The organism is Kosakonia sp. ML.JS2a, assembly GCF_025642095.1.
Classification (GTDB): domain Bacteria; phylum Pseudomonadota; class Gammaproteobacteria; order Enterobacterales; family Enterobacteriaceae.
In genome coordinates, this window is record NZ_CP106754.1 from 491,955 (window position 1) to 518,189 (window position 26,235).

Genomic DNA, 26,235 nt, shown 5'->3' on the forward strand with positions numbered 1-26,235 from the left:
ATATAAATACTGAGCCTGCCCTGAAAACATAACGACAGGCTCCTGAAAAGGAGTGTTTTTTTTCATGTCCAGGTCGCTATTAACCAACGAAACCAGTGAGCTTGATTTACTGGATCAACGTCCTTTCGATCAAACCGACTTCGATATCCTCAAATCTTATGAAGCGGTGGTGGACGGGTTAGCGATGCTCATTGGTTCCCATTGCGAAATTGTTTTGCACTCCCTGCAGGATCTGAAATGTTCCGCTATTCGCATTGCCAACGGCGAACACACCGGGCGTAAAATCGGCTCACCCATTACCGATCTTGCATTGCGTATGCTGCACGATATGACGGGCGCGGACAGTAGCGTGTCCAAGTGCTACTTCACACGGGCGAAAAGCGGCGTACTGATGAAGTCGGAAACCATCGCGATCCGTAATCGCGAGCACCGGGTGATTGGTCTGCTGTGTATTAACATGAACCTTGATGTACCGTTCTCGCAAATTATGAGCACCTTTATTCCGCCAGAAACTCCGGATGCGGGATCGTCGGTCAACTTTGCCTCCTCGGTGGAAGACCTGGTCACACAAACGCTGGAGTTCACTATCGAAGAGGTGAATGCCGATCGTAACGTTTCCAACAACGCCAAGAACCGGCAGATCGTCCTGAATCTCTATGAGAAAGGCATCTTTGATATTAAAGACGCCATTAACCAGGTGGCCGACCGCCTGAACATCTCCAAGCACACCGTGTATCTGTACATTCGTCAGTTCAAAAGCGGTGACTTTTCCGGGCAGGAGCGGTAATGCGTTTTGCCCTGATGGTGACCGGCCCGGCGTACGGCACGCAACAGGCCAGCAGTGCCTACCAGTTTGCGGTTGCGCTGTTGGCGGCAGGGCATACGCTTGGCAGCGTTTTTTTTTACCGGGAGGGGGTGAGCAACGCGAATGCGCTGACTGCTCCCGCCAGCGATGAGTTTGATTTGGTGCGTGCATGGCAAAAATTGCACGACGAACAGCAGGTCGAACTGCATATTTGCGTTGCTGCGGCGCTTCGTCGCGGTGTGGTTGATTCAGCGGAAGCACAGCGGTTGGGGCTTCCTGCCGCTAACCTGCAGGCCGGGTTTTCGCTAACCGGGCTGGGCGCGCTGGCGGAAGCCGCGCTCTCCTGCGATCGGGTGGTGCAGTTCTGATGACGCGTATTGCCTTTGTATTTACCTCGGCGCCGCACGGTTCCGCTTCCGGGCGTGAAGGTCTGGATGCGCTGCTGGCGACCTCCGCGTTTACCGATGACATTGGCGTGTTTTTCGTGGGTGACGGCGTTTTTCAACTGCTGGCGAATCAGCGACCTGATGCCATTCTGGCGCGGGATTACATCGCCACATTTAAAGTCCTTCCTCTATACGATATCGACCAGTGCTGGCTGTGTGCTGCTTCGCTGCGTGAGCGTGGCTTAAGCGAAGATGCGGCGTTTGTATTGCCCGCCCGGTGTCTGGAGCCTGATGCGCTGCGCGAGCGGCTTGATGAATACACCGTCGTTATGACCTTTTGAGGCGTCTATGCTGCATACTTTGTCTCAGTCCCCATGGCAGTGCGATATGGCGGCAATGCTGCGATTAGTGCGCCCGGGCGATGATTTACTGCTGTTGTCTGACGGCGTAACGGCGGCGCTGGAAGGCGGACGTTTCATTGACTTATTGCTCAATGCCCCCATATCGCTACACGTGCTGAGTGAAGACGTTGATGCGCGTGGTCTTTCTGGTCAAATTTCGAGCAGTGTCGTCAGGGTTGACTATACTGATTTCGTGAGTCTGGCCGTGAAACACGATGCTCAGATGCGTTGGTAATGTGTGATCGCTGTATATTTCTTGACACCTTTTCAGCACAGCCATAAAATTCTGCGTCCTCATATTATATGAGGTCGTTTTATTACGTGTTTACGAAGCAAAAGCTAAAACCAGGAGCTATTTAATGGCAACAGTTAACCAGCTGGTACGCAAACCACGCGCACGCAAAGTTGCAAAAAGCAACGTTCCGGCGCTGGAAGCATGCCCGCAAAAACGTGGCGTATGTACTCGCGTATATACTACCACCCCGAAAAAACCGAACTCCGCGCTGCGTAAAGTATGCCGTGTTCGTCTGACTAACGGTTTCGAAGTGACTTCCTACATCGGTGGTGAAGGTCACAACCTGCAGGAGCACTCCGTGATCCTGATCCGTGGCGGTCGTGTAAAAGACCTCCCGGGTGTTCGTTACCACACTGTACGTGGCGCGCTCGACTGCTCCGGTGTTAAAGACCGTAAGCAATCTCGCTCCAAATACGGCGTGAAACGTCCTAAGGCTTAATGGTTCTCCGTTAAGTAAGGCCAAACTGTTTTAACTTAATGTCAAACTAAACTCTTAGAGTTTTGGACAATCCTGAATTAACAACGGAGTATTTCCATGCCACGTCGTCGTGTTATTGGTCAGCGTAAAATTCTGCCGGATCCGAAGTTCGGATCAGAACTGCTGGCTAAATTTGTCAATATCCTGATGGTAGACGGTAAAAAATCTACTGCAGAATCAATCGTATACAGCGCGCTGGAGACCCTGGCTCAGCGTTCTGGTAAAAATGAACTGGAAGCTTTCGAAGTAGCTCTCGAAAACGTGCGCCCGACTGTCGAAGTTAAGTCTCGCCGCGTTGGTGGTTCTACTTATCAGGTTCCGGTTGAAGTACGTCCGGTTCGCCGCAATGCCCTGGCAATGCGTTGGATCGTTGAAGCTGCTCGTAAACGCGGTGATAAATCCATGGCTCTGCGCCTGGCGAACGAACTTTCTGATGCTGCAGACAACAAAGGTACTGCAGTTAAGAAACGTGAAGACGTTCACCGTATGGCCGAAGCCAACAAGGCGTTCGCACACTACCGTTGGTAATCCCTTCGGAGTTTTAGTCACCAGGCGGGCGCTTCCTGTAAGTCGCCCGCTATTTGGCAACTTAAATCTGAACGCCTAAAGAGACAAACGAGGAATCAAATGGCTCGTACAACACCCATCGCACGTTACCGTAACATTGGTATCAGTGCGCACATCGACGCCGGTAAAACCACGACTACCGAACGTATTCTGTTCTACACCGGTGTAAACCACAAAATCGGTGAAGTTCATGACGGCGCCGCAACCATGGACTGGATGGAGCAGGAGCAGGAGCGTGGTATTACCATTACCTCCGCTGCGACTACCGCATTCTGGTCTGGTATGGCGAAGCAGTATGAACCGCATCGCGTAAACATCATCGACACCCCGGGGCACGTTGACTTCACTATCGAAGTAGAACGTTCCATGCGTGTTCTTGACGGTGCGGTAATGGTTTACTGCGCAGTTGGTGGTGTTCAGCCGCAGTCTGAAACCGTATGGCGTCAGGCTAACAAATATAAAGTTCCGCGCATCGCGTTCGTTAACAAAATGGACCGCATGGGCGCTAACTTCCTGAAAGTTGTTGGTCAGATCAAATCCCGTCTGGGCGCGAACCCGGTTCCGCTGCAGTTGGCGATTGGTGCTGAAGAAGGTTTCACCGGTGTTGTTGACCTGGTGAAAATGAAAGCCATCAACTGGAACGAAGCAGACCAGGGCGTAACCTTCGAATACGAAGATATCCCGGCTGAGATGCAGGACCTGGCTGACGAATGGCACCAGAACCTGATCGAATCCGCTGCGGAAGCTTCCGAAGAGCTGATGGAAAAATACCTGGGTGGTGAAGAACTGACTGAAGCAGAGATCAAATCTGCCCTGCGTCAGCGCGTTCTGAACAACGAAATCATCCTGGTTACCTGTGGTTCTGCGTTCAAGAACAAAGGTGTTCAGGCGATGCTGGATGCGGTAATTGATTACCTGCCATCCCCGACTGACGTACCTGCGATCAACGGTATGCTGGACGACGGTAAAGATACCCCGGCTGAGCGTCACGCTAGCGACGAAGAGCCGTTCTCTGCTCTGGCGTTCAAAATCGCTACCGACCCGTTCGTTGGTAACCTGACGTTCTTCCGCGTGTACTCCGGCGTAGTTAACTCCGGTGATACCGTACTGAACTCTGTGAAAGCTGCACGTGAACGTTTTGGTCGTATCGTACAGATGCACGCCAACAAACGTGAAGAGATCAAAGAAGTTCGCGCGGGCGACATCGCTGCTGCGATCGGTCTGAAAGACGTTATTACTGGTGATACCCTGTGTGATCCGGATCATCCGATCATTCTGGAACGTATGGAATTCCCGGAACCGGTAATCTCCATCGCGGTAGAACCGAAAACCAAAGCTGACCAGGAAAAAATGGGTCTGGCTCTGGGCCGTCTGGCGAAAGAAGACCCGTCATTCCGCGTATGGACTGACGAAGAATCTAACCAGACCATTATCGCCGGTATGGGTGAGCTGCACCTCGACATCATCGTTGACCGTATGAAACGTGAATTCAACGTTGAAGCGAACGTCGGTAAACCTCAGGTTGCTTACCGTGAAGCGATTCGCGCGAAAGTTACCGATATCGAAGGTAAACACGCCAAACAGTCTGGTGGTCGCGGTCAGTATGGTCATGTTGTTATCGACATGTACCCGCTGGAGCCGGGCTCTAACCCGAAAGGTTACGAGTTCATCAACGACATTAAAGGTGGTGTAATTCCTGGCGAATACATCCCGGCTGTTGATAAAGGCATCCAGGAACAGCTGAAAGCTGGCCCGCTGGCGGGTTACCCGGTTGTTGACCTCGGTGTGCGTCTGCACTTCGGTTCTTACCACGACGTTGACTCCTCTGAACTGGCGTTTAAACTGGCTGCGTCTATTGCCTTTAAAGATGGCTTTAAGAAAGCGAAACCAGTTCTGCTTGAGCCGATCATGAAGGTTGAAGTAGAGACTCCGGAAGAGAACACCGGTGACGTTATCGGTGACCTTAGCCGTCGTCGCGGTATGCTGCGCGGTCAGGAATCTGAAGTCACTGGCGTTAAGATTCACGCTGAAGTGCCGCTGTCTGAAATGTTCGGATACGCAACTCAACTGCGTTCTCTGACCAAAGGTCGTGCATCGTACACTATGGAATTCCTGAAGTATGATGATGCACCGAACAACGTTGCTCAGGCCGTAATCGAAGCCCGTGGTAAATAAGCCTCAGGGTTAAAACCAAAGTCCCGTGCTCTCTCCAGAAGGGGAGAGCACTATAGTAAGGAATAAAGCCGTGTCTAAAGAAAAATTTGAACGTACAAAACCGCACGTCAACGTCGGCACTATCGGCCACGTTGACCATGGTAAAACTACCCTGACTGCTGCAATCACTACCGTTCTGGCAAAAACCTACGGTGGTAACGCTCGCGCATTCGATCAGATCGATAACGCGCCGGAAGAAAAAGCTCGTGGTATCACCATCAACACCTCTCACGTTGAATATGACACCCCGACTCGCCACTACGCACACGTAGACTGCCCGGGCCACGCCGACTATGTTAAAAACATGATCACCGGTGCTGCTCAGATGGACGGCGCGATCCTGGTAGTTGCTGCGACTGACGGCCCGATGCCGCAGACTCGTGAGCACATCCTGCTGGGTCGTCAGGTAGGCGTTCCGTACATCATCGTGTTCCTGAACAAATGCGACATGGTTGATGACGAAGAGCTGCTGGAACTGGTTGAGATGGAAGTTCGTGAACTGCTGTCTCAGTACGATTTCCCGGGCGACGACACTCCGATCGTTCGTGGTTCTGCACTGAAAGCGCTGGAAGGCGAAGCAGAGTGGGAAGCGAAAATCATCGAACTGGCTGGCTACCTGGATTCTTACATCCCGGAACCAGAGCGTGCGATTGACAAGCCGTTCCTGCTGCCGATCGAAGACGTATTCTCCATCTCCGGTCGTGGTACCGTTGTTACCGGTCGTGTAGAGCGCGGTATCATCAAAGTTGGTGAAGAAGTTGAAATCGTGGGTATCAAAGACACCGCGAAATCCACCTGTACTGGCGTTGAAATGTTCCGCAAACTGCTGGACGAAGGCCGTGCTGGTGAGAACGTAGGCGTTCTGCTGCGTGGTATCAAACGTGAAGAAATCGAACGTGGTCAGGTACTGGCTAAGCCGGGTTCAATCAAACCGCACACCAAATTCGAATCTGAAGTTTATATCCTGTCCAAAGATGAAGGCGGCCGTCATACTCCGTTCTTCAAAGGCTACCGTCCGCAGTTCTACTTCCGTACAACTGACGTGACTGGCACCATCGAACTGCCGGAAGGCGTAGAGATGGTAATGCCGGGCGACAACATCAAAATGGTTGTTACCCTGATTCACCCGATCGCGATGGACGATGGTCTGCGTTTCGCAATCCGTGAAGGCGGCCGTACCGTTGGCGCGGGCGTTGTAGCTAAAGTTCTGAGCTAATTTTTTTAGCTTTGAATTGAAAAGGGCGCTTCGGCGCCCTTTTTGCTGCCTGCTATTTAGCAACAGACATATTTATTCGTGATTTTGCGGACCATCCCGCAACAGCTTTACAGTTTGTGCTATTGTAATCATAACCATTCTCATTTACACTTTTGCGCATAAATTGAACGGGAGTGATCATGTACGTTTGTTTGTGTAATGGTGTGAGTGACAAAAAGATTCGCCAGGCTGTACGCCAGTTTCACCCTCAATCCTTTCAACAGCTTCGCAAGTTTGTTCCTGTAGGAAACCAATGTGGTAAGTGCATCCGCGCAGCGCGAGAAATTATGCAGGATGAACTTACACAGATCCCGGAATATAAAGAGATCGCCTGAGGCGCTATCTTTTTTTTGACATCGCTGTAGCCCCATCTACGCTTCAATGAGTGGAAGCGGAGGGACTACATAATGAAAGGTGATGTTAAAATCATAAACTATCTCAATAAATTATTGGGAAATGAGCTTGTCGCAATAAACCAGTATTTTCTCCACGCGCGTATGTTCAAGAACTGGGGACTGACGCGCCTGAATGATGTCGAATACCATGAATCCATCGATGAAATGAAACACGCGGATAAGTACATCGAGCGTATTTTGTTCCTTGAAGGGATCCCGAACCTGCAAGATTTAGGCAAGCTCGGGATTGGTGAAGATGTGGAAGAGATGCTGCAATCTGATCTGAAGCTGGAGTTGGAAGGCGCGAAAGATTTGCGCGAAGCGATCGCTTATGCTGACAGTGTCCATGATTATGTCAGTCGCGATATGATGATCACTATTCTGGCCGAAGAAGAACATCACATCGACTGGCTGGAAACCGAGCTTGATCTGATCGGTAAAATCGGGATGCAGAACTACCTGCAGTCGCAAATCAAAGTTGAAGATTAACCCAGCCCCATGGTGTGATACCCAATCAGCAAACCCGCTGCTGCCAGAAATGGCCCGAAAGGCAGCGGGTTTTTTAGTACCTGTAATCTGCGACTCAAGCATGCTTTCGTTACCACCGCACATCCTGCCAGCAGGGCCGCGAGAAACACCAGCATAGGTAAACTTTGCCAGCCATGCCAGGCTCCCAGAGCGGCCAGAAATTTGATATCACCATAGCCAAGTCCCTCCTGATGACGTACGAAACGGTAACCCCAATAGATCAGCGCAAAGCCTGCGTAGCCTGCAATCGCGCCGATAACCGCGTTTGCTAAAAAAGGTGGGCGTAAGGTGCAATGCCAGAGTAACCCAGTCCATAAAAGGGGGCAGGTGAATCTGTCTGGCAGCAGGCCCGTACGCATATCACAGCGGATAAGAACCAAATTCATCGTCAGGTAAATAGAAAGAAAAATCAGCATATTGTCCCTGTTTGAAATAGAGCTAGGTGAGGTCGAGGGTGCCTGGGCATAGGAAAAAAAGAAAACGCGTAATTGTGATATTGCGTAGCCGTTTGCGAAGATTTGTGCGGTGCTGTTGCATTCGCATCCGACCTCCGGAACCCGCACGCAAGACTGCTTAATTTCTACACTGCACTTGCGTCGCGGCTGGATTTGCGTATAATGCGCGGGCCTGTCGTAAATGACGGCTGGTTCAATCTGAACCATGGCGGTGTGGTTTAACCGCTAACAATGCCCCCGATTGGGGGGCTACGTAAGAACGATTACACTCCCCCATCAATCGTAATGGGTGTGAGGAGTAATTATTTTCGTCTATAAATAATTGGAGCTCTGGTCTCATGCAGAACCAAAGAATCCGTATCCGCTTGAAAGCGTTTGATCATCGTCTGATCGATCAATCAACCGCCGAAATCGTCGAGACTGCGAAGCGTACTGGTGCGCAAGTTCGTGGTCCGATCCCGCTGCCGACCCGCAAAGAGCGCTTTACCGTTCTGATCTCCCCGCACGTCAACAAAGATGCGCGTGATCAGTACGAAATCCGCACTCACAAGCGTCTGGTTGACATCGTTGAGCCAACCGAGAAAACCGTTGATGCTCTGATGCGTCTGGATCTGGCTGCCGGTGTAGACGTGCAGATCAGCCTGGGTTGATCAGGTCATCGAGCGATTGAGAGGTTGAAACAATGATTGGTTTAGTCGGTAAAAAAGTGGGCATGACCCGCATCTTCACTGAAGATGGCGTATCTATCCCAGTAACCGTAATCGAAGTTGAAGCAAACCGCGTTACTCAGGTTAAAGATCTGGCTAACGATGGCTACCGCGCTATCCAGGTTACCACCGGTGCTAAAAAAGCTAACCGTGTAACCAAGCCGGAAGCTGGTCACTTCGCTAAAGCTGGCGTTGAAGCTGGCCGTGGTCTGTGGGAATTCCGTCTTGCTGACGGCGAAGAATTCACCGTAGGTCAGAACATTAGCGTTGAGCTGTTTGCTGAAGTTAAAAAAGTTGACGTAACCGGCACCTCTAAAGGTAAAGGTTTCGCAGGTACCGTTAAGCGCTGGAACTTCCGTACCCAGGACGCTACTCACGGTAACTCCCTGTCTCACCGCGTTCCGGGTTCCATCGGTCAGAACCAGACTCCGGGCAAAGTGTTCAAGGGCAAGAAAATGGCAGGTCAGCTGGGTAATGAGCGCGTAACCGTTCAGAGCCTGGACGTAGTACGTGTTGACGCTGAGCGCAACCTGCTGCTGGTTAAAGGTGCTGTCCCGGGTGCAACCGGTAGCGACCTGATCGTTAAACCAGCTGTGAAGGCGTGAGGAGATAGCAATGGAATTAGTATTGAAAGACGCGCAGAGCGCGCTGACTGTTTCCGAAACTACCTTCGGTCGTGACTTTAACGAAGCGCTGGTACACCAGGTTGTTGTTGCTTATGCAGCTGGTGCTCGTCAGGGCACTCGTGCTCAGAAGACCCGTGCTGAAGTAACTGGTTCCGGTAAAAAACCGTGGCGCCAGAAAGGCACCGGCCGCGCTCGTTCTGGTTCTATCAAGAGCCCGATCTGGCGTTCTGGTGGCGTGACCTTCGCTGCGCGTCCGCAGGACCACAGTCAAAAAGTTAACAAAAAGATGTACCGCGGCGCGCTGAAAAGCATCCTGTCCGAACTGGTACGTCAGGATCGTCTGATCGTTGTCGAGCAGTTCTCTGTTGAAGCACCGAAAACCAAGCTGCTGGCTCAGAAACTGAAAGACATGGCTCTGGAAGATGTGCTGATCATCACCGGTGAGCTGGACGAGAACCTGTTCCTGGCCGCGCGCAACCTGCACAAGGTTGATGTTCGCGACGCGACTGGTATCGACCCGGTTAGCCTGATCGCCTTCGACAAAGTCGTAATGACTGCTGATGCTGTTAAGCAAGTTGAGGAGATGCTGGCATGATTCGTGAAGAACGTCTGCTGAAGGTGCTGCGTGCACCGCACGTTTCTGAAAAAGCGTCTACTGCGATGGAAAAAACAAACACCATCGTTCTCAAAGTTGCTAAAGACGCGACCAAAGCAGAAATCAAAGCTGCTGTGCAGAAACTGTTTGAAGTCGAAGTCGAAGTCGTTAACACCCTGGTAGTTAAAGGGAAAGTTAAACGTCACGGACAGCGTATCGGTCGTCGTAGCGACTGGAAAAAAGCTTACGTCACCCTGAAAGAAGGCCAGAATCTGGACTTCGTCGGCGGCGCTGAGTAAGTCGGAGGAGTAATACAATGGCAGTTGTTAAATGTAAACCGACATCTCCGGGTCGTCGCCACGTAGTTAAAGTGGTTAACCCTGAGCTGCACAAGGGCAAACCGTTTGCTCCGTTGCTGGAAAAAAACAGCAAATCCGGTGGTCGTAACAACAATGGCCGTATCACCACTCGTCATATCGGTGGTGGCCACAAGCAGGCTTACCGTATTGTTGACTTCAAACGCAACAAAGATGGTATCCCGGCAGTTGTTGAACGTCTTGAGTACGATCCGAACCGTTCCGCGAACATCGCGCTGGTTCTGTACAAAGACGGCGAACGCCGTTACATCCTGGCCCCGAAAGGCCTGAAAGCTGGCGACCAGATTCAGTCTGGCGTTGATGCTGCAATCAAAGCAGGCAACACCCTGCCGATGCGCAATATCCCGGTTGGTTCTACCGTTCATAACGTAGAAATGAAACCAGGTAAAGGCGGTCAGCTGGCTCGTTCCGCTGGTACTTACGTTCAGATCGTTGCTCGTGATGGTGCTTATGTCACCCTGCGTCTGCGTTCTGGTGAAATGCGTAAAGTCGAAGCAGAATGCCGCGCTACTCTGGGCGAAGTTGGCAATGCTGAGCATATGCTGCGCGTTCTGGGTAAAGCAGGTGCTGCACGCTGGCGTGGTGTTCGTCCGACCGTTCGCGGTACCGCGATGAACCCAGTCGATCACCCACATGGTGGTGGTGAAGGTCGTAACTTTGGTAAGCACCCGGTATCCCCGTGGGGCCTGCAGACCAAAGGTAAGAAGACCCGCAGCAACAAGCGTACTGATAAATTCATCGTACGTCGCCGTAGCAAATAATTTTAGAGGATAAGCCATGCCACGTTCTCTCAAGAAAGGTCCTTTTATTGACCTGCACTTGCTGAAGAAGGTAGAGAAAGCGGTGGAAAGCGGAGACAAGAAGCCCCTGCGCACTTGGTCCCGTCGTTCAACGATCTTTCCTAACATGATCGGTTTGACCATCGCTGTCCATAATGGTCGTCAGCACGTTCCGGTATTTGTTTCCGACGAAATGGTCGGTCACAAACTGGGTGAATTCGCACCGACTCGTACTTATCGCGGCCATGCTGCTGATAAAAAAGCGAAGAAGAAATAAGGTAGGAGGAAGAGATGGAAACTTTAGCTCAACATCGCCATGCTCGTTCTTCTGCTCAGAAGGTTCGCCTTGTTGCTGACCTGATTCGCGGTAAGAAAGTGTCGCAGGCCCTGGATATTCTGACCTACACCAATAAGAAAGCGGCTGTACTGGTCAAGAAAGTTCTGGAATCTGCCATTGCTAACGCTGAACACAACGATGGCGCTGACATTGACGATCTGAAAGTTGCGAAAATTTTCGTAGACGAAGGCCCGAGCATGAAGCGCATTATGCCGCGTGCAAAAGGTCGTGCAGATCGCATCCTGAAGCGCACCAGCCACATTACTGTGGTTGTGTCCGATCGCTGAGACTCTGGAGACTAGCAATGGGTCAGAAAGTACATCCTAATGGTATTCGCCTGGGTATTGTAAAACCATGGAACTCAACCTGGTTTGCGAACACCAAAGAATTCGCTGACAACCTGGACAGCGACTTTAAAGTACGTCAGTACCTGACTAAGGAACTGGCTAAAGCGTCTGTATCTCGTATCGTTATCGAGCGTCCGGCTAAAAGCATTCGTGTGACTATTCACACTGCTCGCCCGGGTATCGTTATCGGTAAGAAAGGTGAAGACGTTGAAAAACTGCGCAAGGTCGTAGCGGATATCGCTGGCGTTCCTGCTCAGATCAATATCGCCGAAGTTCGTAAACCTGAACTGGACGCAAAACTGGTTGCTGACAGCATCACTTCTCAGCTGGAACGTCGTGTTATGTTCCGTCGTGCTATGAAGCGTGCTGTACAGAACGCAATGCGTCTGGGCGCTAAAGGTATCAAAGTTGAAGTTAGCGGCCGTCTGGGCGGCGCTGAGATCGCACGTACCGAATGGTATCGTGAGGGTCGCGTTCCGCTGCACACTCTGCGTGCTGACATCGACTACAACACCTCTGAAGCGCACACCACTTACGGTGTAATCGGCGTAAAAGTGTGGATCTTCAAAGGTGAGATCCTTGGTGGTATGGCTGCAGTTGAACAACCGGAAAAACCGGCTGCTCAACCTAAAAAGCAGCAGCGTAAAGGCCGTAAATAAGGAGCGTCGCTGATGTTACAACCAAAGCGTACAAAATTCCGTAAAGTGCACAAAGGCCGCAACCGTGGTCTCGCGCAGGGCACGGATGTGAGCTTCGGCACTTACGGTCTGAAAGCTGTTGGCCGTGGTCGTCTGACCGCTCGTCAGATCGAAGCAGCACGTCGTGCTATGACTCGTGCTGTTAAGCGTCAAGGTAAGATCTGGATCCGTGTATTCCCGGACAAACCGATCACCGAGAAGCCGCTGGAAGTTCGTATGGGTAAAGGTAAAGGTAACGTGGAGTATTGGGTTGCCTTGATTCAGCCGGGTAAAGTCCTGTATGAAATGGACGGCGTTCCGGAAGAGCTGGCCCGTGAAGCCTTCGAGCTGGCAGCAGCAAAACTGCCGATTAAAACCACCTTTGTAACTAAGACGGTGATGTAATGAAAGCAAAAGAGCTGCGTGAAAAGAGCGTTGAAGAGCTGAACACCGAGCTGCTTAACCTGCTGCGCGAGCAGTTCAACCTGCGTATGCAGGCGGCAAGTGGCCAGCTGCAACAGACTCACCTGTTGAAGCAAGTGCGTCGTGATGTCGCACGCGTTAAGACTTTACTGACTGAGAAGGCGGGTGCGTAATGACCGATAAAATCCGTACTCTGCAAGGTCGTGTTGTTAGCGACAAAATGGAGAAATCCATTGTTGTAGCTATCGAACGTTTCGTGAAACACCCGATCTACGGTAAATTCATTAAACGTACGACCAAACTGCACGTACACGACGAGAACAACGAATGCGGTACCGGCGACGTGGTTGAAATCCGCGAATGCCGTCCGCTGTCCAAGACTAAGTCCTGGACGCTGGTTCGCGTTGTAGAGAAAGCTGTTCTGTAATACAGTACGCGTTCTCTAACGAATAAACGGCTCAGCGATGGGCCGTTTATTTTTTCTACCCATCTCAGGGAAGCGGTGTTATAATGCTGCGCCCCCGATATGGGGCTTTTTATCGACCCTGATTCTGGGGTCTTCAGTAGTAGTTGACATTAGCGGAGCACTGAAATGATCCAAGAACAGACTATGCTGAACGTCGCCGACAACTCCGGTGCACGTCGCGTAATGTGTATCAAGGTTCTGGGTGGCTCGCACCGTCGCTACGCAGGCGTCGGCGACATCATCAAGATCACCATCAAAGAAGCAATTCCGCGTGGTAAGGTCAAAAAAGGTGATGTGCTGAAGGCGGTAGTGGTGCGCACCAAGAAGGGTGTTCGTCGCCCTGACGGTTCTGTCGTTCGCTTCGATGGCAATGCTTGTGTTCTTCTGAACAACAACAGCGAGCAGCCTATCGGTACGCGTATTTTTGGGCCGGTTACTCGTGAACTTCGTTCTGAGAAGTTTATGAAAATCATCTCTCTGGCACCAGAAGTACTCTAAGGAGCGAATCATGGCAGCTAAAATCCGTCGTGATGACGAAGTTATCGTGTTAACCGGTAAAGATAAAGGTAAGCGCGGTAAAGTAAAAAATGTCCTGTCTTCCGGCAAGATCATTGTTGAAGGTATCAACCTGGTTAAAAAACATCAGAAGCCGGTTCCGGCCCTGAACCAACCAGGCGGCATCGTTGAAAAAGAAGCTGCTATTCAGGTTTCTAACGTTGCAATCTTCAATGCGGCAACCGGCAAGGCTGACCGTGTAGGCTTTAGATTCGAAGACGGCAAAAAAGTCCGTTTCTTCAAGTCTAACAGCGAAACTATCAAGTAATTTGGAGTAGTACGATGGCGAAACTGCATGATTACTACAAAGACGAAGTAGTTAAAAAACTCATGACTGAGTTTAGCTACAATTCTGTCATGCAAGTCCCTCGGGTCGAGAAGATCACCCTGAATATGGGTGTTGGTGAAGCGATCGCTGACAAGAAACTGCTGGATAACGCAGCAGCTGACCTGGCAGCAATCTCCGGTCAAAAACCGTTGATCACCAAAGCGCGCAAATCTGTTGCGGGCTTCAAAATCCGTCAGGGCTATCCGATCGGCTGTAAAGTGACTCTGCGTGGCGAACGCATGTGGGAGTTCTTTGAGCGCCTGATCACTATTGCTGTACCGCGTATCCGTGACTTCCGTGGCTTGTCCGCTAAGTCTTTCGACGGTCGTGGTAACTACAGCATGGGTGTCCGTGAGCAGATCATCTTCCCAGAAATCGACTACGATAAAGTCGACCGCGTGCGTGGTTTGGATATTACCATTACCACTACTGCGAAATCTGACGAAGAAGGCCGTGCTCTGCTGGCTGCCTTTGACTTCCCGTTCCGCAAGTAAGGTAGGGTTACTTCATGGCTAAGCAATCTATGAAAGCACGCGAAGTTAAACGCGTAGCTTTAGCTGAAAAATACTTCGCGAAACGCGCTGAACTGAAAGCGATCATTTCTGATGTGAACGCTTCCGACGAAGATCGTTGGAATGCTGTTCTCAAGCTGCAGAGTCTGCCGCGTGATTCCAGCCCGTCTCGTCAGCGTAACCGCTGCCGTCAAACTGGTCGTCCGCATGGTTTCCTGCGGAAGTTCGGGTTGAGCCGTATCAAGGTCCGTGAATCCGCTATGCGCGGTGAAATCCCGGGTCTGAAAAAGGCTAGCTGGTAATTGTCACCAATTGAATCACGGGAGTAAAGACAGATGAGCATGCAAGATCCGATCGCGGATATGCTGACCCGTATCCGTAACGGTCAGGCCGCGAACAAAGCTGCGGTCACCATGCCTTCCTCCAAGCTGAAAGTGGCAATTGCCAACGTGCTGAAGGAAGAAGGTTTTATTGAAGATTTCAAAATTGAAGGCGACATCAAGCCGGAACTGGAAGTGACTCTCAAGTACTTCCAGGGTAAAGCTGTGGTAGAAAGCATTCAGCGTATCAGCCGCCCTGGTCTGCGCATCTATAAGAAAAAAGATGAGCTGCCGAAAGTTATGGGTGGTATGGGTGTCGCAGTTGTTTCTACCTCAAAAGGTGTTATGACTGATCGTGCAGCGCGCCAGGCTGGTCTTGGTGGCGAAATTATCTGCTACGTAGCCTAATCGGAGGAAAAAATGTCTCGTGTTGCTAAAGCACCGGTCGTTATTCCTGCCGGCGTTGACGTAAAAATCAACGGTCAGGTTATTACGATCAAAGGTAAAAACGGCGAGCTGACTCGTACCCTTAACGATGCTGTTGAAGTTAACCATGCAGACAATGTTCTGACCTTCGGTCCGCGTGATGGTTACGCGAACGCTTGGGCTCAGGCTGGTACCGCGCGTGCCCTGCTGAACTCAATGGTTATCGGTGTTACCGAAGGCTTCACCAAGAAGCTGCAGCTGGTTGGTGTAGGTTATCGTGCAGCGGTTAAAGGGAATGTTGTAAACCTGGCACTGGGTTTCTCTCATCCTGTTGACCATCAACTGCCGGCGGGTATCACTGCTGAATGTCCGACTCAAACTGAAATCGTGCTGAAAGGCGCTGATAAACAGGTTATCGGCCAGGTTGCAGCTGATTTGCGCGCCTACCGTCGTCCTGAGCCTTACAAAGGCAAGGGTGTTCGTTACGCCGACGAAGTCGTGCGTACCAAAGAGGCTAAGAAGAAGTAAGGTAACACTATGGATAAGAAATCTGCTCGTATCCGTCGTGCGACCCGCGCACGCCGCAAGCTCAAAGAGCTTGGTGCGACCCGCCTGGTGGTACATCGTACCCCGCGTCATATTTACGCCCAGGTAATCGCATCGAATGGTTCTGAAGTTCTGGTAGCTGCTTCTACTGTAGAAAAAGCTATCGCGGAACAACTGAAGTACACCGGTAACAAAGACGCGGCCGCAGCTGTGGGTAAAGCTGTAGCTGAACGCGCTCTGGAAAAAGGCATTAAAGATGTGTCCTTTGACCGTTCCGGGTTCCAATATCATGGTCGCGTCCAGGCACTGGCAGATGCTGCTCGTGAAGCTGGCCTTCAGTTCTAAGGTAGAGGTGTAAGATGGCTCACATCGAAAAACAAGCTGGCGAACTGCAGGAAAAGCTGATCGCGGTAAACCGCGTATCTAAAACCGTAAAGGGTGGTCGTATTTTCTCCTTCACAGCTCTTGTGACTGTAGGGGATGGTAATGGCCGCGTCGGTTTTGGTTACGGTAAAGCTCGCGAAGTTCCGGCAGCGATCCAGAAAGCGATGGAAAAAGCCCGTCGCAATATGATTAACGTCGCGCTGAATCACGGCACCCTGCAGCACCCGGTTAAAGGTGTTCACACGGGTTCTCGTGTCTTCATGCAGCCGGCTTCCGAAGGTACCGGTATCATCGCCGGTGGTGCAATGCGCGCCGTTCTGGAAGTCGCTGGGGTTCATAACGTTCTGGCTAAAGCATATGGTTCCACCAACCCGATTAACGTGGTTCGTGCAACTATTGATGGCCTGGCGAATATGAAGTCCCCGGAAATGGTCGCTGCCAAGCGTGGTAAATCCGTTGAAGAAATTCTGGGGTAATTGACCATGGCAAAGACTATTAAAATCACTCAAACCCGCAGTGCAATCGGTCGTCTGCCGAAACACAAGGCAACGCTGCTTGGCCTGGGTCTGCGTCGTATTGGTCATACTGTTGAACGTGAGGATACTCCTGCGGTTCGTGGTATGGTCAACGCGGTTTCCTTCATGGTTAAAGTTGAGGAGTAAGAGATGCGTTTAAATACTCTGTCTCCGGCCGAAGGCTCCAAAAAGGCGGGTAAACGCCTGGGTCGTGGTATCGGTTCTGGCCTCGGTAAAACCGGTGGTCGTGGTCACAAAGGTCAGAAATCTCGTTCTGGCGGTGGCGTACGTCGCGGTTTCGAGGGCGGTCAGATGCCTCTGTATCGTCGTCTGCCGAAATTCGGTTTCACTTCTCGTAAAGCAATGATCACGGCAGAAATTCGTCTGTCAGATCTGGCTAAAGTAGAAGGCGACGTAGTAGACCTGAACACGCTGAAAGCGGCTAACATTATCGGCATCCAGATCGAGTTCGCGAAAGTGATCCTGGCTGGTGAAGTTGCTCGTCCGGTAACTGTTCGTGGCCTGCGCGTGTCGAAAGGCGCTCGTGCTGCTATCGAAGCTGCTGGCGGTAAAATTGAGGAATAAGTAGCAGATGGCTAAGCAACCGGGATTAGATTTTCAAAGTGCCAAGGGTGGAATTGGCGAACTGAAACGCAGACTGCTGTTTGTTATCGGTGCGTTGATTGTTTTCCGTATTGGCTCTTTTATTCCGATCCCTGGTATCGATGCCGCTGTACTTGCCAAACTGCTTGAGCAACAGCGTGGCACCATCATTGAAATGTTCAACATGTTCTCTGGTGGTGCTTTAAGCCGTGCTTCTATCTTCGCATTGGGTATCATGCCGTATATCTCGGCATCGATTATTATCCAACTGCTAACGGTCGTTCATCCGGCCTTAGCGGAATTGAAGAAAGAAGGGGAGTCTGGTCGTCGTAAGATCAGCCAGTACACCCGTTACGGTACTCTGGTGTTGGCTATATTCCAGTCGATCGGTATTGCTACTGGTCTGCCGAATATGCCTGGTATGCAGGGCCTGGTAATGAATCCAGGCTTTGCATTCTACTTCACCGCTGTTGTAAGTCTGGTCACAGGAACGATGTTCCTGATGTGGCTCGGCGAACAGATCACTGAACGCGGTATCGGTAACGGTATCTCGATCATTATCTTCGCTGGCATTGTGGCGGGCCTTCCGCCAGCCATTGCCCATACTATCGAGCAAGCGCGTCAAGGCGACCTGCACTTCCTCCTGTTGCTGTTGGTTGCAGTATTAGTATTTGCTGTGACGTTCTTTGTTGTATTCGTTGAACGTGGTCAACGCCGCATTGTGGTAAACTACGCCAAACGTCAGCAAGGCCGTCGAGTCTATGCTGCTCAGAGCACACATTTACCGCTGAAAGTGAATATGGCGGGGGTAATCCCGGCAATTTTCGCTTCCAGTATTATTCTGTTCCCGGCTACCATCGCGTCATGGTTCGGGGGCGGTACTGGTTGGAACTGGCTGACAACAATTTCGCTGTATTTGCAGCCTGGGCAACCGCTTTATGTGTTACTCTATGCGTCTGCAATCATCTTCTTCTGTTTCTTCTACACGGCGTTGGTCTTCAACCCGCGTGAAACAGCAGATAACCTGAAGAAGTCCGGTGCATTTGTACCAGGAATTCGTCCGGGAGAGCAAACGGCGAAGTATATCGATAAAGTAATGACCCGCCTGACTCTGGTCGGTGCGCTCTACATTACTTTTATCTGCCTGATCCCGGAGTTCATGCGTGATGCGATGAAAGTACCGTTCTACTTCGGTGGAACCTCACTGCTTATCGTTGTCGTCGTGATTATGGACTTTATGGCTCAAGTGCAAACTCTGATGATGTCCAGTCAGTATGAGTCTGCATTGAAGAAGGCGAACCTGAAAGGCTACGGTCGTTAATGGTCGCCCGAGAAGTTACGGAGAGTAAAAATGAAAGTTCGTGCTTCCGTCAAGAAATTATGCCGTAACTGCAAAATCGTTAAACGTGATGGCGTCATCCGTGTGATTTGCAGTGCCGAGCCGAAGCATAAACAGCGCCAAGGCTGATTATTTCGCATATTTTTCTTGCAAAGTTGGGTTGAGCTGGCTAGATTAGCCAGCCAATCTTTTGTATGTCTGTACGTTTCCATTTGAGTATCCTGAAAACGGGCTTTTCAGCATGGGGCGTGCAAGTAAAATTATAGGAGTGCATAGTGGCCCGTATAGCAGGCATTAACATTCCTGATCAGAAACATGCTGTGATCGCATTAACTTCGATCTACGGTGTCGGCAAAACCCGCTCTCAAGCCATTCTGGCTGCTGCGGGCATCGCTGAAAATGTTAAGATCAGTGAGCTGTCTGAAGAACAAATCGACACGCTGCGTGACGAAGTTGCCAAATTTGTCGTTGAAGGTGATCTGCGCCGTGAAATTAGCATGAGCATCAAGCGCCTGATGGATCTTGGTTGCTATCGCGGTTTGCGTCATCGTCGTGGTCTCCCGGTTCGCGGTCAGCGTACCAAGACCAACGCACGTACCCGTAAGGGTCCGCGCAAACCGATCAAGAAATAATCGGGGTGATTGAATAATGGCAAAGGCACCAATTCGTGCACGTAAACGTGTAAGAAAACAAGTCTCTGACGGCGTGGCTCATATCCATGCTTCTTTCAACAACACCATCGTTACTATTACTGATCGTCAGGGTAACGCGCTGGGTTGGGCAACAGCCGGTGGTTCCGGTTTCCGTGGTTCTCGCAAATCCACTCCGTTCGCAGCTCAGGTTGCGGCAGAGCGTTGCGCTGAAGCCGTAAAAGAATACGGCATCAAGAATCTGGAAGTTATGGTTAAGGGACCGGGTCCGGGTCGCGAATCTACTATTCGTGCACTGAACGCCGCTGGTTTCCGCATCACTAATATTACTGATGTGACTCCGATCCCTCATAACGGTTGTCGTCCGCCGAAAAAACGTCGCGTATAACGCGCTCGTTTTCTAGGATTGTTGGAGAAAGAAAATGGCAAGATATTTGGGTCCTAAGCTCAAGCTGAGCCGTCGTGAGGGCACAGACCTGTTCCTTAAGTCTGGCGTTCGCGCGATCGATACCAAGTGTAAAATTGAACAAGCTCCTGGCCAGCACGGTGCGCGTAAACCGCGTCTGTCTGACTATGGTGTGCAGTTGCGTGAAAAGCAAAAAGTTCGCCGTATCTACGGTGTGCTGGAGCGTCAGTTCCGTAACTACTATAAAGAAGCAGCACGTCTGAAAGGCAACACCGGTGAAAACCTGTTGGGTCTGCTGGAAGGTCGTCTGGACAACGTTGTATACCGTATGGGCTTCGGTGCCACTCGTGCAGAAGCACGTCAGCTGGTTAGCCACAAAGCAATCATGGTAAACGGTCGTGTTGTTAACATCGCTTCTTACCAGGTTAGTCCGAATGACGTGGTTAGCATTCGTGAGAAAGCGAAAAAGCAATCTCGCGTGAAAGCCGCTCTGGAGCTGGCTGAGCAGCGTGAAAAGCCAACCTGGCTGGAAGTTGATGCTGGCAAGATGGAAGGTACGTTCAAGCGTAAGCCGGAGCGTTCTGATCTGTCTGCGGACATTAACGAACACCTGATCGTCGAGCTTTACTCCAAGTAAAGCTTAGTACCAAAGAGAGGACACAATGCAGGGTTCTGTGACAGAGTTTCTAAAACCGCGCCTGGTAGATATCGAGCAAGTGAGTTCGACGCACGCCAAGGTGACCCTTGAGCCTTTAGAGCGTGGCTTTGGCCATACTCTGGGTAACGCACTGCGCCGTATTCTGCTCTCATCGATGCCGGGTTGCGCGGTGACAGAGGTTGAGATTGATGGTGTACTTCATGAGTACAGCACCAAAGAAGGCGTTCAGGAAGATATCCTTGAAATCCTGCTCAACCTGAAAGGGCTGGCGGTGAGAGTTCAGGGGAAAGATGATGTTATTCTTACTCTGAATAAATCTGGCATTGGCCCTGTGACCGCAGCCGATATCACCCACGACGGTGATGTCGAAATCGTCAAGCCGCAGCATGTGATCTGCCACCTGACCGATGAAAACGCATCTATTAGCATGCGTATCAAAGTTCAGCGCGGTCGTGGTTATGTGCCGGCGTCTGCCCGAATTCATTCGGAAGAAGATGAGCGCCCGATCGGCCGCCTGCTGGTAGACGCGTGCTACAGCCCTGTAGAGCGTATTGCCTACAATGTTGAAGCAGCACGTGTTGAACAGCGTACCGACCTGGACAAGCTGGTCATCGAAATGGAAACCAACGGCACAATCGATCCTGAAGAGGCGATTCGTCGTGCGGCAACCATCCTGGCAGAACAACTGGAAGCTTTCGTTGACTTACGTGATGTACGTCAGCCGGAAGTCAAAGAAGAGAAACCAGAATTCGATCCGATCCTGCTGCGCCCTGTTGACGATCTGGAATTGACTGTCCGCTCTGCTAACTGCCTCAAGGCAGAAGCTATCCACTATATCGGTGATCTGGTACAGCGTACCGAGGTTGAGTTGCTGAAAACGCCGAACCTGGGTAAAAAATCTCTTACCGAGATTAAAGACGTGCTGGCTTCACGTGGTTTGTCTCTGGGCATGCGCCTGGAAAACTGGCCACCGGCAAGCATTGCTGACGAGTAACCGGATCACAGGTTAAGGTTTTACTGAGAAGGATAAGGTCATGCGCCATCGTAAGAGTGGTCGTCAACTGAACCGCAACAGCAGCCATCGCCAGGCCATGTTCCGTAACATGGCAGGTTCTTTGGTTCGTCATGAGATCATCAAGACGACTCTGCCGAAAGCCAAAGAGCTGCGTCGCGTAGTTGAGCCGCTGATTACTCTTGCCAAGACTGATAGCGTTGCTAATCGTCGTCTGGCATTCGCCCGTACTCGTGATAACGAGATCGTGGCAAAACTGTTTAACGAGCTGGGCCCGCGTTTCGCGAGCCGTGCCGGTGGTTACACTCGCATTCTGAAGTGTGGCTTCCGTGCTGGTGACAATGCTCCGATGGCTTACATCGAGCTGGTTGATCGCGCCGAGCCGAAAGCAGAAGCTGCTGCAGAGTAATCTGTAGTAACGTAAAAAGACCCGCCTCGGCGGGTTTTTTTATATCCTCCGTTCCACCTCTTTCCTACAATATGCATATCTTTTTGTTCATCCCTCTGGAGACCAATGATGTGGTTGCTTGATCAGTGGGCAGAACGACATATTCTCGACGCCCAACAAAAAGGTGAGTTTGATAATCTACCGGGCAGAGGCGAGCCACTGATGCTGGAAGATGACTCGCACATTCCGCCTGAGTTGCGTGCCGGATATCGTTTACTGAAAAATGCAGGCTGTCTTCCTCCTGAGCTGGAGTATCGCAAAGAAGCTGTTGCGTTAGTTGATCTTCTCCATACTGTCCAGCCTGATCATCCACAGCACCATGAACTGCAACGTCGACTGGCGTTAATTGAACTGAAACTGCGGCAAGCAGGATTAAGCACCGATTTTCTGCGTGGCGAGTACGCGACGAAGTTACTGCATAAAATTAATGAGGAGTAGCCATGTATCGCATTGGTGAGATTGCAAAGCTGGCTGACGTTACGCCGGATACGATCCGTTATTACGAGAAACAGCAGATGATGGATCACGAAGTGCGTACAGAAGGTGGCTTTCGTCTTTATACAGATAAAGATCTGCAGCGCCTTAAGTTCATTCGTCATGCCAGACAGTTGGGTTTCACTCTGGAATCGATTCGCGAACTGTTATCTATCCGCATTGATCCCGAGCATCATACTTGCCAGGAGTCGAAAAGCATCGTGCAGGCCCGTTTAAGCGAAGTCGAAGCACGAATTGACGAGCTGCAGGCCATGCGTCGATCATTGCAGAAGTTAAACGATGCCTGCTGCGGTACGGCGCACAGCAGTGTTTATTGTTCTATTCTTGAGGCGCTTGAACAAGGCGCGAGTGCAGGTAGTGGTACCGGTTCACCTGCCCGTTGATCTTCTGCGCAGAGGGGTCTACACTCCGCGCGTTCAAACACACAATCTGGAGTAGTTATGAGCCGCTATCAGCATACGAAGGGGCAGATCAACGATAACGCCATTGAGGCACTCTTACATGACCCACTGTTCAGGCAACGGGTTGAGAAGAATAAGAAAGGGAAAGGAAGCTATCTGCGAAAAAACAAACATCAAAAACGAGGTTTTCAGGAGGGCAGTGGCAAACAAGCGAATCGCTTCTTTACCACTGCCCTTCTTGTTTCAGCTTAACTCCGGTTATTCTGTTCTTTCAGCAAATCGCGGATTTCGCTCAGCAGCACTTCTTCTTTGCTCGGTGCCGGTGGTGCCTTTGGCTCTTCTTCTTGCTTGCGTTTCAGCTTATTGATCAGCTTAATCGCAATGAAAATAGCAAAGGCGACGATAATAAAGTCAAATATGTTCTGGATAAACACACCGTAATGCATGACGACTGCAGGGACATCACCTTGCGCATCACGCAATGTCAGTGCGAACGATTTAAAGTCGATTCCGCCAATTAATAATCCCAACGGTGGCATAATGATGTCAGCGACCAAAGACGACACTATTTTGCCGAAAGCTGCACCGATGATCACACCGACGGCTAAATCTACAACATTTCCGCGCATCGCGAATTCACGGAACTCTTTTAAAATGCTCATATCTCTCTCCATGTGCAGGCTGTCACGGTAAGTCTAACAAAATACCGATCAAATTCCATTTACGGAAATAATTCACGGGATTTCTTACCCCTTATAAAGCAAGGGATAAAAAAAAGGCGCCTTTAGCGGCGCCCGGGTGGTTACAGGAAAAATGGACTAGGCTGGAACAAACGCTCAACGTCAGTAATATATTTTTTATCGGTTAAAAACATAATTACGTGGTCGCCTTGCTCAATACGTAAATTATCATTGGCGATCATGACATCATTACCTCGCACGACAGCCCCAATAATCGTGCCCGGCGGTAGTTTGATATCGTCAATCACACGACCCACAACGCGTGAAGTGGTTTCGTCTCCGTGGGCGACCGCCTCAATCGCCTCAGCGACACCACGACGTAGTGAAGAAACACCAACGATATCTGCTTTGCGGACGTGACTAAGTAGCGCAGAAATAGTTGCTTGCTGGGGAGAGATTGCAATATCGATAACACTGCCCTGCACCAGATCGACATAGGCGCGGCGCTGGATCAGCACCATCACTTTTTTGGCCCCCATGCGTTTGGCAAGCATCGCAGACATGATATTAGCTTCGTCATCGTTGGTAACGGCAATAAAGAGATCCACTTGATCGATGTGCTCTTCCGCCAGTAATTCCTGATCCGAAGCGTCACCATAAAAGACGATGGTATTTTGCAGTTTCTCCGCCAGTTCCGCTGCGCGTTGCTGATCGCGTTCGATCAGTTTCACGCTGTAATCTTTTTCCAGCCGGTGCGCAAGACCCGCGCCAATATTTCCGCCGCCAACCAACATAATGCGTTTATAGGGTTTTTCCAGGCGTTGCAATTCGCTCATTACGGCGCGTATATGCTGTGATGCGGCAATAAAAAATACTTCATCGCCAGCTTCCACTATTGTTGACCCCTGGGGACGGATAGGGCGATCGTGGCGGAATATCGCGGCGACGCGGGTATCAATATGTGGCATGTGTTCGCGCATAGTCGACAGTGCGTTACCGACAAGTGGACCGCCATAATAGGCTTTTACTACTGCCAGGCTCACTTTCCCCTCGGCAAAATTCACCACTTGCAGCGCGCCTGGATATTCTATCAGGCGATAAATACTGTCGATGACCAGTTGCTCCGGAGCAATCAAATGATCGATTGGCACGGCTTCAGAATGGAAGAGTTTATCCGCATCGCGAACATAGTCCGGCGAACGGATTCGGGCGATACGATTTGGCGTATTAAACAGCGAATAGGCAACCTGGCAGGCAACCATATTGGTTTCGTCTGAACTGGTAACTGCTACTAACATGTCTGCATCATCAGCGCCTGCCTCGCGCAGCACGCGTGGATGTGAACCATGCCCTTGTACAACACGCAGATCGAATTTGTCCTGCAGACTGCGCAGGCGATCGCCATTGGTATCGACAACGGTAATATCGTTATTCTCACCGACCAGGTTTTCCGCCAGCGTGCCGCCGACTTGCCCTGCACCCAGAATAATTATCTTCATCTGTTGTGACCCGCTGCTCTCATCACTGTTTGATTATCTTAGCGTAAAAGAAGCCATCGCCTTCTTCCGCGCCAGGCAGATTTTGTTGCCCTGGCTGATCGAGCGAACCTGTCTGGCTGAGCTTCGCATTCGGTGTCCGGGTCAGGAATGCGGCAACCTGCAAACTATTTTCTTCCGGAAGGATTGAGCAGGTCGCGTATACCAGCGTACCGCCCGTTTTCAGATGTGGCCAGATAGCATCCAGAATTTCGGACTGAAGCTGTACAAGCTCCGGAATATCGCGCTCACGACGCAGCCATTTAATGTCCGGATGGCGGCGAATAACGCCAGTTGCGGAGCATGGCGCATCCAGAAGAATGCGATCAAATTGTTCGTCTCCGCACCACTGGGCCGGAAAACGCCCATCGCCTTGTTTCACCTGCGCCTTCATACCCAGCCGTTTCAGGTTGTCATAAACGCGTGACAAGCGTTGCTCATCAATATCCACAGCAAGTACGTCGGCACCCGGCGCAGCTTCAAGAATATGCGTGGTTTTACCCCCTGGTGCAGCGCAGAGATCGAGAATCCGTTCGCCGTTTTCAGGAGCAAGGAACGGGATACACCCTTGCGCAGATGCATCTTGTACGGTCACCCATCCTTCTGTGAACCCCGGCAGGGCCGCAACGGGCGCTGCAGTTTCCAGACGCACAGCGTCAGGATAGTCTGGATGTGTGAAGCCGTGCAGGCCGGTTTCTTCCAGCAGCGCCAGCCAGCTATCGCGTGTATGGTGCTGGCGATTCACGCGCAGCCACATGGGGGGCCGCTGATTGCTGGCCTCAACAATAGGTTGCCACTGCTGTGGATACGCTTTTTGCAGGCGTTTTAGCAGCCAGGTCGGGAACAGATACTTGTTTTCGCTATTGGCGAATTCAGCCAGCAGCTCTTCTTGCTGGCGTTGAAACTGGCGTAATACGCCATTAATCAGTCCCTTAAGTTGCGGCCGTTTAATGGCTACTGCGCCTTCTACCGTTTCTGCCAGCGCGGCATGGGCAGGAATGCGAGTATGCAGCAGTTGGTAAAATCCAACCATGATCAGGTAATGTACTGTGCGCTGTTTGCCGGTCATCGGGCGCGACATCAGCTTATTAATCAGCCAGTCGAGCTGTGGTAATACGCGTAACACACCGAAACACAGTTCCTGCAGCAGTGCTTTATCTTTATCGGATACTTTTTGTTGTAACGGCGGCAGAATATTGCTGAGCGATTGCCCTTGTTCCACTACCTGTTCGATGGCCTGTGCGGCCATACTGCGCAAATTGAATTGTTTTTTCATAAGTATAAAAATAAAAACGCCCGGCAGAACCGG

Annotated in this window: 45 protein-coding genes; 41 read left to right on the forward strand and 4 right to left on the reverse strand. The window is 50.9% G+C overall.

Annotated elements, in window-relative coordinates; translation table 11 throughout:
- Positions 1 to 64 precede the first annotated feature (64 nt).
- The 10 genes from N7922_RS02220 (at position 65) to bfr (ending at position 7,285) form a co-directional block, all read left to right on the forward strand.
- Positions 65 to 787 carry a transcriptional regulator gene (locus N7922_RS02220; protein ID WP_263099082.1) on the forward strand — a complete coding sequence of 241 codons (723 nt, stop codon included), beginning with the start codon at positions 65 to 67 and terminating at the stop codon, positions 785 to 787.
- Positions 787 to 1,173, forward strand: coding sequence for a sulfurtransferase complex subunit TusD (gene tusD, locus N7922_RS02225; RefSeq protein ID WP_263099083.1), 387 nt, complete (start codon positions 787 to 789; stop codon positions 1,171 to 1,173). The genes N7922_RS02220 and tusD overlap by 1 nt, the downstream gene beginning before the upstream one ends.
- Complete coding sequence (gene tusC, locus N7922_RS02230) at positions 1,173 to 1,532, forward strand: sulfurtransferase complex subunit TusC (RefSeq protein WP_263099084.1); 360 nt, start codon at positions 1,173 to 1,175, stop codon at positions 1,530 to 1,532. Before tusD ends, tusC begins: the two co-directional genes overlap by 1 nt.
- A gap of 7 nt (positions 1,533 to 1,539) precedes the next feature.
- Positions 1,540 to 1,827 (forward strand): sulfurtransferase complex subunit TusB, encoded by a 288-nt coding sequence (gene tusB / locus N7922_RS02235; RefSeq protein WP_263099085.1) that lies wholly within the window; start codon positions 1,540 to 1,542, stop codon positions 1,825 to 1,827.
- A gap of 124 nt (positions 1,828 to 1,951) precedes the next feature.
- Positions 1,952 to 2,326 (forward strand): 30S ribosomal protein S12, encoded by a 375-nt coding sequence (rpsL, locus tag N7922_RS02240; RefSeq protein ID WP_003023654.1) that lies wholly within the window; start codon positions 1,952 to 1,954, stop codon positions 2,324 to 2,326.
- Between the two features lie 96 nt (positions 2,327 to 2,422).
- Positions 2,423 to 2,893 carry a 30S ribosomal protein S7 gene (gene rpsG, locus N7922_RS02245; protein ID WP_035894363.1) on the forward strand — a complete coding sequence of 157 codons (471 nt, stop codon included), beginning with the start codon at positions 2,423 to 2,425 and terminating at the stop codon, positions 2,891 to 2,893.
- Between the two features lie 99 nt (positions 2,894 to 2,992).
- Complete coding sequence (fusA, locus tag N7922_RS02250) at positions 2,993 to 5,107, forward strand: elongation factor G (RefSeq protein ID WP_263099086.1); 2,115 nt, start codon at positions 2,993 to 2,995, stop codon at positions 5,105 to 5,107.
- Positions 5,108 to 5,177: 70 nt separating this feature from the next.
- On the forward strand, positions 5,178 to 6,362 hold the full coding sequence (gene tuf, locus N7922_RS02255; RefSeq protein WP_061499022.1) for an elongation factor Tu: 1,185 nt from the start codon (positions 5,178 to 5,180) through the stop codon (positions 6,360 to 6,362).
- Between the two features lie 179 nt (positions 6,363 to 6,541).
- Positions 6,542 to 6,736, forward strand: coding sequence for a bacterioferritin-associated ferredoxin (gene bfd, locus N7922_RS02260; protein WP_061706976.1), 195 nt, complete (start codon positions 6,542 to 6,544; stop codon positions 6,734 to 6,736).
- 72 nt (positions 6,737 to 6,808) lie between these two features.
- The gene (gene bfr, locus N7922_RS02265; protein WP_263099087.1) at positions 6,809 to 7,285 is read left to right on the forward strand and encodes a bacterioferritin; all 477 of its coding nucleotides are present in this window, start codon (positions 6,809 to 6,811) and stop codon (positions 7,283 to 7,285) included.
- On the opposite strand, the gene N7922_RS02270 is transcribed toward bfr, so the two are convergent.
- Complete coding sequence (locus tag N7922_RS02270; protein ID WP_263100822.1) at positions 7,282 to 7,740, reverse strand: prepilin peptidase; 459 nt, start codon at positions 7,738 to 7,740, stop codon at positions 7,282 to 7,284. The two genes, bfr and N7922_RS02270, sit on opposite strands and share 4 nt — an antisense overlap.
- 377 nt (positions 7,741 to 8,117) lie before the next feature.
- On the opposite strand from N7922_RS02270, the gene rpsJ reads away from it, so the two are divergent.
- From rpsJ to N7922_RS02425, 31 genes are all read left to right on the forward strand, one after another.
- The gene (rpsJ, locus tag N7922_RS02275; protein WP_001181005.1) at positions 8,118 to 8,429 is read left to right on the forward strand and encodes a 30S ribosomal protein S10; all 312 of its coding nucleotides are present in this window, start codon (positions 8,118 to 8,120) and stop codon (positions 8,427 to 8,429) included.
- Between the two features lie 32 nt (positions 8,430 to 8,461).
- Positions 8,462 to 9,091: a 50S ribosomal protein L3 gene (gene rplC, locus N7922_RS02280; protein WP_061492925.1), complete on the forward strand. Its 630-nt coding sequence runs from the start codon at positions 8,462 to 8,464 to the stop codon at positions 9,089 to 9,091.
- Between the two features lie 10 nt (positions 9,092 to 9,101).
- Entirely contained in the window at positions 9,102 to 9,707 is a 606-nt protein-coding gene (gene rplD, locus N7922_RS02285; protein ID WP_007369811.1) for a 50S ribosomal protein L4, read from the forward strand.
- Positions 9,704 to 10,006, forward strand: a complete 303-nt coding sequence (gene rplW, locus N7922_RS02290; RefSeq protein WP_000617546.1) for a 50S ribosomal protein L23 — start codon at positions 9,704 to 9,706, stop codon at positions 10,004 to 10,006. Before rplD ends, rplW begins: the two co-directional genes overlap by 4 nt.
- 17 nt (positions 10,007 to 10,023) lie before the next feature.
- Complete coding sequence (rplB, locus tag N7922_RS02295; RefSeq protein WP_061492926.1) at positions 10,024 to 10,845, forward strand: 50S ribosomal protein L2; 822 nt, start codon at positions 10,024 to 10,026, stop codon at positions 10,843 to 10,845.
- A gap of 16 nt (positions 10,846 to 10,861) precedes the next feature.
- Positions 10,862 to 11,140: a 30S ribosomal protein S19 gene (rpsS, locus tag N7922_RS02300; protein ID WP_001138115.1), complete on the forward strand. Its 279-nt coding sequence runs from the start codon at positions 10,862 to 10,864 to the stop codon at positions 11,138 to 11,140.
- 14 nt (positions 11,141 to 11,154) lie between these two features.
- The gene (gene rplV / locus N7922_RS02305) at positions 11,155 to 11,487 is read left to right on the forward strand and encodes a 50S ribosomal protein L22 (RefSeq protein ID WP_002919773.1); all 333 of its coding nucleotides are present in this window, start codon (positions 11,155 to 11,157) and stop codon (positions 11,485 to 11,487) included.
- Positions 11,488 to 11,504: 17 nt separating this feature from the next.
- Entirely contained in the window at positions 11,505 to 12,206 is a 702-nt protein-coding gene (gene rpsC, locus N7922_RS02310; protein WP_000529945.1) for a 30S ribosomal protein S3, read from the forward strand.
- A gap of 12 nt (positions 12,207 to 12,218) precedes the next feature.
- Positions 12,219 to 12,629, forward strand: a complete 411-nt coding sequence (rplP, locus tag N7922_RS02315) for a 50S ribosomal protein L16 (protein ID WP_007369814.1) — start codon at positions 12,219 to 12,221, stop codon at positions 12,627 to 12,629.
- The gene (rpmC, locus tag N7922_RS02320) at positions 12,629 to 12,820 is read left to right on the forward strand and encodes a 50S ribosomal protein L29 (RefSeq protein WP_004388609.1); all 192 of its coding nucleotides are present in this window, start codon (positions 12,629 to 12,631) and stop codon (positions 12,818 to 12,820) included. Before rplP ends, rpmC begins: the two co-directional genes overlap by 1 nt.
- Positions 12,820 to 13,074 carry a 30S ribosomal protein S17 gene (gene rpsQ / locus N7922_RS02325; RefSeq protein WP_003031120.1) on the forward strand — a complete coding sequence of 85 codons (255 nt, stop codon included), beginning with the start codon at positions 12,820 to 12,822 and terminating at the stop codon, positions 13,072 to 13,074. Before rpmC ends, rpsQ begins: the two co-directional genes overlap by 1 nt.
- Positions 13,075 to 13,239: 165 nt before the next feature.
- Positions 13,240 to 13,611: a 50S ribosomal protein L14 gene (gene rplN, locus N7922_RS02330; protein ID WP_004388611.1), complete on the forward strand. Its 372-nt coding sequence runs from the start codon at positions 13,240 to 13,242 to the stop codon at positions 13,609 to 13,611.
- Between the two features lie 10 nt (positions 13,612 to 13,621).
- Positions 13,622 to 13,936, forward strand: a complete 315-nt coding sequence (gene rplX, locus N7922_RS02335) for a 50S ribosomal protein L24 (protein ID WP_007369816.1) — start codon at positions 13,622 to 13,624, stop codon at positions 13,934 to 13,936.
- Between the two features lie 14 nt (positions 13,937 to 13,950).
- A complete protein-coding gene (gene rplE / locus N7922_RS02340) occupies positions 13,951 to 14,490 on the forward strand; it encodes a 50S ribosomal protein L5 (protein WP_074780829.1) in 540 nt (179 codons plus the stop codon).
- Positions 14,491 to 14,504: 14 nt separating this feature from the next.
- A complete protein-coding gene (rpsN, locus tag N7922_RS02345; protein WP_007369817.1) occupies positions 14,505 to 14,810 on the forward strand; it encodes a 30S ribosomal protein S14 in 306 nt (101 codons plus the stop codon).
- Between the two features lie 33 nt (positions 14,811 to 14,843).
- The gene (gene rpsH / locus N7922_RS02350) at positions 14,844 to 15,236 is read left to right on the forward strand and encodes a 30S ribosomal protein S8 (RefSeq protein ID WP_061492927.1); all 393 of its coding nucleotides are present in this window, start codon (positions 14,844 to 14,846) and stop codon (positions 15,234 to 15,236) included.
- A 12-nt stretch (positions 15,237 to 15,248) separates the two neighbouring features.
- Positions 15,249 to 15,782 (forward strand): 50S ribosomal protein L6, encoded by a 534-nt coding sequence (gene rplF, locus N7922_RS02355; protein ID WP_263099088.1) that lies wholly within the window; start codon positions 15,249 to 15,251, stop codon positions 15,780 to 15,782.
- A 9-nt stretch (positions 15,783 to 15,791) separates the two neighbouring features.
- Positions 15,792 to 16,145, forward strand: coding sequence for a 50S ribosomal protein L18 (rplR, locus tag N7922_RS02360; protein ID WP_007369820.1), 354 nt, complete (start codon positions 15,792 to 15,794; stop codon positions 16,143 to 16,145).
- A 14-nt stretch (positions 16,146 to 16,159) separates the two neighbouring features.
- Entirely contained in the window at positions 16,160 to 16,660 is a 501-nt protein-coding gene (gene rpsE / locus N7922_RS02365) for a 30S ribosomal protein S5 (RefSeq protein ID WP_061492929.1), read from the forward strand.
- A gap of 6 nt (positions 16,661 to 16,666) precedes the next feature.
- Entirely contained in the window at positions 16,667 to 16,846 is a 180-nt protein-coding gene (gene rpmD, locus N7922_RS02370) for a 50S ribosomal protein L30 (protein WP_001140434.1), read from the forward strand.
- 3 nt (positions 16,847 to 16,849) lie between these two features.
- The gene (rplO, locus tag N7922_RS02375) at positions 16,850 to 17,284 is read left to right on the forward strand and encodes a 50S ribosomal protein L15 (protein ID WP_061492930.1); all 435 of its coding nucleotides are present in this window, start codon (positions 16,850 to 16,852) and stop codon (positions 17,282 to 17,284) included.
- Positions 17,285 to 17,291: 7 nt separating this feature from the next.
- Positions 17,292 to 18,623, forward strand: coding sequence for a preprotein translocase subunit SecY (gene secY, locus N7922_RS02380; protein ID WP_007369823.1), 1,332 nt, complete (start codon positions 17,292 to 17,294; stop codon positions 18,621 to 18,623).
- Positions 18,624 to 18,653: 30 nt separating this feature from the next.
- Positions 18,654 to 18,770, forward strand: coding sequence for a 50S ribosomal protein L36 (gene rpmJ / locus N7922_RS02385; protein WP_000868187.1), 117 nt, complete (start codon positions 18,654 to 18,656; stop codon positions 18,768 to 18,770).
- A gap of 146 nt (positions 18,771 to 18,916) precedes the next feature.
- Complete coding sequence (gene rpsM / locus N7922_RS02390) at positions 18,917 to 19,273, forward strand: 30S ribosomal protein S13 (protein WP_007369824.1); 357 nt, start codon at positions 18,917 to 18,919, stop codon at positions 19,271 to 19,273.
- A gap of 16 nt (positions 19,274 to 19,289) precedes the next feature.
- On the forward strand, positions 19,290 to 19,679 hold the full coding sequence (gene rpsK, locus N7922_RS02395) for a 30S ribosomal protein S11 (RefSeq protein ID WP_002919257.1): 390 nt from the start codon (positions 19,290 to 19,292) through the stop codon (positions 19,677 to 19,679).
- Positions 19,680 to 19,713: 34 nt separating this feature from the next.
- Positions 19,714 to 20,334, forward strand: coding sequence for a 30S ribosomal protein S4 (gene rpsD, locus N7922_RS02400; protein ID WP_003031138.1), 621 nt, complete (start codon positions 19,714 to 19,716; stop codon positions 20,332 to 20,334).
- Positions 20,335 to 20,359: 25 nt separating this feature from the next.
- Positions 20,360 to 21,349: a DNA-directed RNA polymerase subunit alpha gene (locus N7922_RS02405; protein WP_034461761.1), complete on the forward strand. Its 990-nt coding sequence runs from the start codon at positions 20,360 to 20,362 to the stop codon at positions 21,347 to 21,349.
- 40 nt (positions 21,350 to 21,389) lie between these two features.
- Entirely contained in the window at positions 21,390 to 21,776 is a 387-nt protein-coding gene (rplQ, locus tag N7922_RS02410; RefSeq protein WP_002919206.1) for a 50S ribosomal protein L17, read from the forward strand.
- Positions 21,777 to 21,884: 108 nt separating this feature from the next.
- On the forward strand, positions 21,885 to 22,253 hold the full coding sequence (locus tag N7922_RS02415; RefSeq protein WP_263100823.1) for a DUF1992 domain-containing protein: 369 nt from the start codon (positions 21,885 to 21,887) through the stop codon (positions 22,251 to 22,253).
- 2 nt (positions 22,254 to 22,255) lie between these two features.
- Complete coding sequence (zntR, locus tag N7922_RS02420) at positions 22,256 to 22,693, forward strand: Zn(2+)-responsive transcriptional regulator (protein WP_263099089.1); 438 nt, start codon at positions 22,256 to 22,258, stop codon at positions 22,691 to 22,693.
- A 57-nt stretch (positions 22,694 to 22,750) separates the two neighbouring features.
- Complete coding sequence (locus tag N7922_RS02425) at positions 22,751 to 22,963, forward strand: alternative ribosome-rescue factor A (RefSeq protein WP_263099090.1); 213 nt, start codon at positions 22,751 to 22,753, stop codon at positions 22,961 to 22,963.
- Here the strand turns inward: N7922_RS02425 and mscL are convergent.
- The 3 genes from mscL to rsmB form a co-directional block, all read right to left on the reverse strand.
- Positions 22,960 to 23,373, reverse strand: coding sequence for a large-conductance mechanosensitive channel protein MscL (mscL, locus tag N7922_RS02430; RefSeq protein WP_061492935.1), 414 nt, complete (start codon positions 23,371 to 23,373; stop codon positions 22,960 to 22,962). The two genes, N7922_RS02425 and mscL, sit on opposite strands and share 4 nt — an antisense overlap.
- Positions 23,374 to 23,513: 140 nt before the next feature.
- Positions 23,514 to 24,890, reverse strand: a complete 1,377-nt coding sequence (trkA, locus tag N7922_RS02435) for a Trk system potassium transporter TrkA (RefSeq protein ID WP_088237207.1) — start codon at positions 24,888 to 24,890, stop codon at positions 23,514 to 23,516.
- A gap of 22 nt (positions 24,891 to 24,912) precedes the next feature.
- Positions 24,913 to 26,202: a 16S rRNA (cytosine(967)-C(5))-methyltransferase RsmB gene (gene rsmB, locus N7922_RS02440; RefSeq protein WP_263099091.1), complete on the reverse strand. Its 1,290-nt coding sequence runs from the start codon at positions 26,200 to 26,202 to the stop codon at positions 24,913 to 24,915.
- Between the last annotated feature and the right edge of the window lie 33 nt (positions 26,203 to 26,235).